Consider the following 5,274-nt stretch of genomic DNA (forward strand, 5'->3'; position numbering starts at 1 on the left):
CTGGTCGCCGCCGTTGTCCTTGCCGCCGCTGCCCTGGTCGCCGCCGCCGTTGCCCTGGTCGCCGTTGCCCTGGTCGTCGCTACCCTGGTCGCCGCCGCCGTTGCCCTGGTCGCCGCCGTTGTCCTTGCCGCCGTTGCCCTGGTCGCCGCCGCCGTTGCCGTCGCCCTCACCGGGGGCCCCGGGCGCCTCGGTGGGCTCCTCCTGTGGGTCCTCACCCGGCTGCTCGCCGCCACCGGTGCCGGCACCGCAGGTACGGCCGCTGTTGATGCAGTCGACCATCTCCTGCATCAGGTCCTCGTCGAAGACGTTGATGAAGTCGCCGTGGTCGGTGCCCGGCTTGTGCAGCTGCTCCGGGAAGGAGTCCACGGCGAACAGCGGGGTCGTCGCTCCGCCGTCGTCCAGGCTGGGCGCGTCGACGTCGTAGACGATGCGCTGGACCAGCTGCGGCACGGGGGTGAAGCCGGACGGGCAGGCGCCCTGGGCGTCCGCGAACGCCATGTGCGTGCGGTGGTTGGCGCTGTCGGTGTTGCGGCCGTCCCAGCAGCTCTGGAAGTCGAAGGTGCGGACCACGTCGCTGCCCTGCGGGCACAGCGGGTACTTGTCCGCCAGCTGCCGGTCCTCGAAGCCGGTGCAGCTCCAGGACGCGTTGGCGTTGGCGGGGCCGTTGACGAAGGACTTGGCGTCGCCCGTGATGATGCGCAGCAGCCTCGGCATGGCCGTGACCTCGCCCTGCGGGTTGCCCACGAAGGTCAGGGTGACCTCCTTGGGCGTCACGATCTCACCGACGTTGCCCTCGATGCCGCCGCCGGGCGAGTTGGCGTCCTGCTCCTCGGTGCCGTTCTGCAGCCGCAGCACGGGCCAGTAGTACGACGACTTGTCGCCCTGGTCCTCACAGGTGGTGTCGGCGGCCGCCAGCTCCTCGTCGCTGGAGAAGGCGTTGGTGGCCTGGTTGCCGATGTAGTCGTGGAAGTGGTGCGCGCCGTTGGCGACGCCCGGGGCCGCGATCACGTTGTCCGAGTTGAACAGGCCGTTCTCGTTGACGCCGCAGCTGCTGACGAAGGTGCCCTTCGAGGCGTCGTCCGACGCGGCGGGCTCGGTCACGTTGGGCTGGACGCTCGTGATGTCCACGAAGTCCGCGGCGACGGGCCCGTTGCCCGCCTGGCCGCCGTTTCCGCCGCCCTGCTCCTGGCCCGCGCCCTCGTCGCCACCCTGGTCGCCCGCGTCTCCCTGTCCGCCCTCCTGGCCGTCGCCGGACCCGTCGGACGCGTTGCCGGAGTCGACCACGGAGCAGTCGGCGAGTTCACCGAGGCCCTCGGGGCGGTCGCCCTCCTGCTCCATGGCACCCGAGATGCGGTCGAGGGTCGCGGTGCGCTCCTCCTCGAGCGGGCCCACGACCTTCTCGTCGGCGACGCCGGGGTCCTGCCGGATGGCCGGAGCGGACTCCGCCAGGCGCTGGTAGGCCTGGGCGATCTGCTCGTCCAGCGCCGCGAGTTCCTTGTCGACGGCCGGCCGCGCCTTCTCGGGGACCGTGGTCAGGTTGGTTCCCACGTCGGGACAGTCGATGGTGGCGCCGCCGAGGACCCGCGCCCGGCCGGCACCGCCGGCGTCGTCCTCCGTCGCGGAGGCGTAGACGTTGGCCGCCATCAACCCCCCTCCGCCCAGGATCAGCGCGACCGCTGCGAAGGTCGCGCGCTGTGGCCCTCGGGGGCGTCTGCGTGTGTTGCGTGCCAAGGCGGTACTCCTACGCTTCTGTCGCGGCGGGGGGCATGGAATTCCCACGCCTCATACGCAGGCGCTCCGCGGTGCGTTCAAGCGCCTCGCGTTTTCTTCGGGAGATCCGGGGTTCCCCGGGCACGCCCGGCCCCCGGGTCCCGCCCGACCCGGCGTGCGCGGAGGGGACCCCGGGGGCCGGGCGGTGCGGGGAGCGGCAGGTCAGCCGAAGTCCACGTCACTGCACGGGAAGTACGTCCGGTCCATGGGCGAGGCCTGCCGGATCGTGTGGACGACGTGGCGGCCGCCGCAGCCGGACGTGCTCACCGGGATCGAGTGGTTCCGGCCCGGGCCGTACGAGCCGGTGGTGGCCACCGGTTCGAGGTCGTTCCAGGTCAGCGGCTGGGTGGTGGGGTCGGGGCCCTGCCGGGTGACGTAGACGAGGAAGGAGTCCGCGCCGTGGCTCGCCCGGTCGTGCAGCCGGACGGTGAGGTCGCTGTCGACGTCGGTGGTGCGCCAGGCGCCCGCCGTGTCCATGGAGGTGGAGCGGCCGCCCTCGGTCCGTCCGCCGCTGCACAGTCGGCCGTCGGGGATCACGGCCTCGGAATCACCGGCGGAGCCGTTGCGGTAGAGACCGTTCCAGTTCCGCATGGCGTTGGGGTTGTCCTGCCACGCCTGCCGGCACAGGGGGTCCTCGTGCGCCATGGCCGGATTCTGGAAGTCGCTGCCCCGGCGCAGCCGGCAGTCGCAGCCGCGGGACGCCGGGTCGGCCACCGAGCCGTGTGCGACCGCGGTGCCGCTCCAGGGAACCGACACAGCAGCAGGGCGACGAGGACGCCCAGGACGAGCGCGGGCCACGATGCGGCACGGACACGCGGGTCATGGAGGTGCCGATTCCTGATCTTCTTCTTCCGGGTGGGGGTGCGCGGACGTCGGAGCCCGGCACGCGGAGGCGCCGGTGCGCGTGGGGGTGCGCACGGAGCGCGCCGGAGCGCGCCGGAGCGCGTACGAGGGAAGCCACGGGAGCGCTTTCAGCACAACGGGCTGCCCCCCGGGAAGCGGAGGGACAACACCCGTTCGCGCCACTTCCCCGCCGGCCGTGGCATGTTCGACGTCTTGCGGCGCCTTCCGACGTCCGGGACGACTGCGGTCGCGCGGAGCCGGCCGCCACCCGTCCGTCACAGCCGGTCGCGGTCCCGGGTGGAGCGGCCGAGGCAGACGACGGAGTCGTCGATGCGCACCTCGATCTCGTGGAAGCCCATCCGGTCGTAGAAGGCCCTGGCGGACGTGTTGGCCCTCACCATCACCAGGTGGACCGCCGGCACCCCGCGGTCGTCCAGCGCCTCGAGGAACGTCCGCATCAGCTCCCGGCCGTGACCGAGACCCTGCCGGTCGGGCAGCAGGTCGATGTGCAGATGGGCCGGATAGGCGGCCAGTGCGGGGACGGACATCCGCTCGGGGTGGTGCAGGAGCCGGGCCATCTCCTCGTCCCTCGTGGCCGGCGGCCCGGCCGGCTCGGGGTAGCGGTCGGCGACCCGGGGCAGCCACACGGCCCGGAAGTCCCGGGCGAAGCGCTCCGTGTCGGCGGTGCCGAGGACGTAGCCGACCGCACGCCCCCGCCCGTCGTCCAGGACGAAGGCCAGTTCGGGGTCCAGGTGCACGTAGGGGGCGGCGAAGATCGCCGGGAGGATGCCCGGGTCCCGGTACAGGGGACGGGCGTCCCGCCCGTTGTGCGCGGTGCGGACGCAGATGTCGTCGAGGGCCGGCCGGTCCTCGCGGCGGTACGGGCGAATCGAGGGAGACGGAGTCATGCCCGGCATCCTGCACCGCATGGGAGCGCTCCCCCAACTCTGTTCCCGCACTGCCGCTCCGCGTCCGGGACGACGGTCCGGTGCGGCCCGGACGTCAGTCCATCAGGCCGGCGGCGAGGGTGGCCCCCAGTTCCCAGCACCGCTCGACGGCGTCCTTGCCGGGTTCACCCGTGACGGTCACGGCGTCGGCGGCGCGCCGCCAGCCGAGGCCCTTCGTGACGGACTCGATCCCCCGCACCGCCCCGGTGACGTCGCTGCCGCCGTGCACGTAGTAGCCGAAGGGCCGGCCCCGGGTGCTGTCCAGGCACGGGTAGTAGACCTGGTCGAAGAAGTGCTTGAGCGCCCCGGACATGTAGCCGAGGTTCGCCGGGGTGCCGAGGAGAAAGCCGTCGGCTTCCAGGACGTCGCCCGCGGTGGCGGACAGGGCCGCCCGCCGCACCACACGGACGTCCTCGATCTCCGGGGCGGTGGCACCGGAGAGGACCGCTTCGAACATCGTCTGGCAGTGGGGCGAGGGCGTGTGATGGACGATCAGCAGAGTCGGCACCCTCCGACCCTGCCGTGCCGGCCGGCGCCCCCGCAAGCCGGACCGACGCGCCGGGGGAGCGGCGCACGGTTGTGGGGGTCCGCCGGGAGTGGCACGATGCGCGGCATCGGTACGCGGAGACGGGGTGCGTCTTGGTCGACGGGAATCACGGGTCGCCCGCGGCAGCGGTGTTCGACGCGCTGGGCGGCGACTACGAGGCGGCGTTCGCCTCCTCCGAGGCGCACCGGGCCTCCCTGGCGTGGCTGCTGGAGCGGCTTCCGCCCGCCGCCCGGGTGCTGGACGTGGGCAGCGGGACGGGCCGGCCCACGGCCGCCGCGCTGGCCGCGGCGGGCCACCGGGTGCTGGGGGTCGACGTGTCACCCGTGATGGTGGAGATCGCGTCCCGGCAGGTGCCCGACGCCGAGTTCCGCTGCGGCGACGTCCGTTCCGTGCCGTTCGAGGACGGCTCGTTCGACGCCGTCTGCCTGTACTTCGCGCTGCTCCAGATGTCCCGTGCGGAGCAGTCCGGCCTGCTGCGCCGACTGGTCCGGGCGCTGCGGCCCGGGGGTCTGTTCGCCCTGGCGACCGTGCCCCTGGACGTGGAGGACTTCGACGGCGTCTTCATGGGCCAGAGCGTGCGGGTCACCAGCTTCCCCGCCCAGGACGTGATCGGCCTGGTGCGGGACGCGGGGCTGACGGTGCTGTCCGAGAGGAGCGTGCTGTTCACCCCGGCCCATCCCGACGCCGCGCCGGAGCCCCAGCTCTTCCTGCACTGCCGGCGCGGGGGGACGGCCCCGGCGGGCTGACCCGGGACGGCCGCGCGGAACGCGGCCGCCCGTCAGGGCAGGGGGCTCGTCTCGTCCCTGAGGCCGGCGAGCAGTTCGGCCTGGCCCGCGAGGACACCGGACAGGATGGTGCGTGCCACCCGGAGCAGTTCCGCCACGTGGGGGCTGGTCAGCGAGTAGTGGACGGTCGAGCCCTCCTTGCGGGCGACCACGAGGTTCGCCCGCCGCAGCACCGCCAGCTGCTGGGAGAGGTGCGCCGGTTCGATGCCCACCTGGGGCAGCATCTCCGCGACCGCGTGCTCGCGCTCGCTGAGGAGTTCCAGGACCCGGATGCGGGCGGGGTGCCCCAGGGTCTTGAAGAAGTCGGCCTTCAGCTGGTGCAGCGGCGTGGTCATCGTGCCGTCCCCTTCCCGGCTCCGGTCCGGCCCGGGTCCCGGGCCGG

General features: G+C 73.3%; 5 protein-coding genes and 1 pseudogene. 1 reads left to right on the top strand and 5 read right to left on the bottom strand.

Annotation, left to right across the window (positions count from 1 at the left end; translation table 11 throughout):
* The 4 genes and pseudogenes from AOK18_RS24860 to AOK18_RS24875 form a co-directional block, all read right to left on the bottom strand.
* Positions 1-1,644 (bottom strand): DUF1996 domain-containing protein (locus AOK18_RS24860; RefSeq protein WP_107100370.1); only part of this gene is annotated, 1,644 nt, incomplete at its 3' end.
* Between the two features lie 288 nt (positions 1,645-1,932).
* Positions 1,933-2,612 (bottom strand): annotated as a pseudogene (locus AOK18_RS24865) (lytic polysaccharide monooxygenase).
* Between the two features lie 276 nt (positions 2,613-2,888).
* The gene (locus tag AOK18_RS24870) at positions 2,889-3,521 is read right to left on the bottom strand and encodes a GNAT family N-acetyltransferase (RefSeq protein WP_055695778.1); all 633 of its coding nucleotides are present in this window, start codon (positions 3,519-3,521) and stop codon (positions 2,889-2,891) included.
* Positions 3,522-3,615: 94 nt separating this feature from the next.
* Positions 3,616-4,068: a flavodoxin family protein gene (locus AOK18_RS24875; protein WP_055695779.1), complete on the bottom strand. Its 453-nt coding sequence runs from the start codon at positions 4,066-4,068 to the stop codon at positions 3,616-3,618.
* Positions 4,069-4,199: 131 nt separating this feature from the next.
* On the opposite strand from AOK18_RS24875, the gene AOK18_RS24880 reads away from it, so the two are divergent.
* Positions 4,200-4,853 carry a class I SAM-dependent methyltransferase gene (locus tag AOK18_RS24880; protein ID WP_055695780.1) on the top strand — a complete coding sequence of 218 codons (654 nt, stop codon included), beginning with the start codon at positions 4,200-4,202 and terminating at the stop codon, positions 4,851-4,853.
* A 32-nt stretch (positions 4,854-4,885) separates the two neighbouring features.
* Here the strand turns inward: AOK18_RS24880 and AOK18_RS24885 are convergent, their stop codons facing one another.
* Complete coding sequence (locus tag AOK18_RS24885; protein ID WP_055572135.1) at positions 4,886-5,227, bottom strand: ArsR/SmtB family transcription factor; 342 nt, start codon at positions 5,225-5,227, stop codon at positions 4,886-4,888.
* Between the last annotated feature and the right edge of the window lie 47 nt (positions 5,228-5,274).

The organism is Streptomyces prasinopilosus, from assembly GCF_001419695.1.
Classification (GTDB): domain Bacteria; phylum Actinomycetota; class Actinomycetes; order Streptomycetales; family Streptomycetaceae; genus Streptomyces; species Streptomyces prasinopilosus.

What these genes read in the sequence shown, in the direction of transcription:
- AOK18_RS24870 (WP_055695778.1), bottom strand. Translation starts at nt 3,521, where the DNA reads ATGACTCCGTCTCCCTCGATTCGCCCGTACCGCCGCGAGGACCGGCCG.
- AOK18_RS24885 (WP_055572135.1), bottom strand. Translation starts at nt 5,227, where the DNA reads ATGACCACGCCGCTGCACCAGCTGAAGGCCGACTTCTTCAAGACCCTG.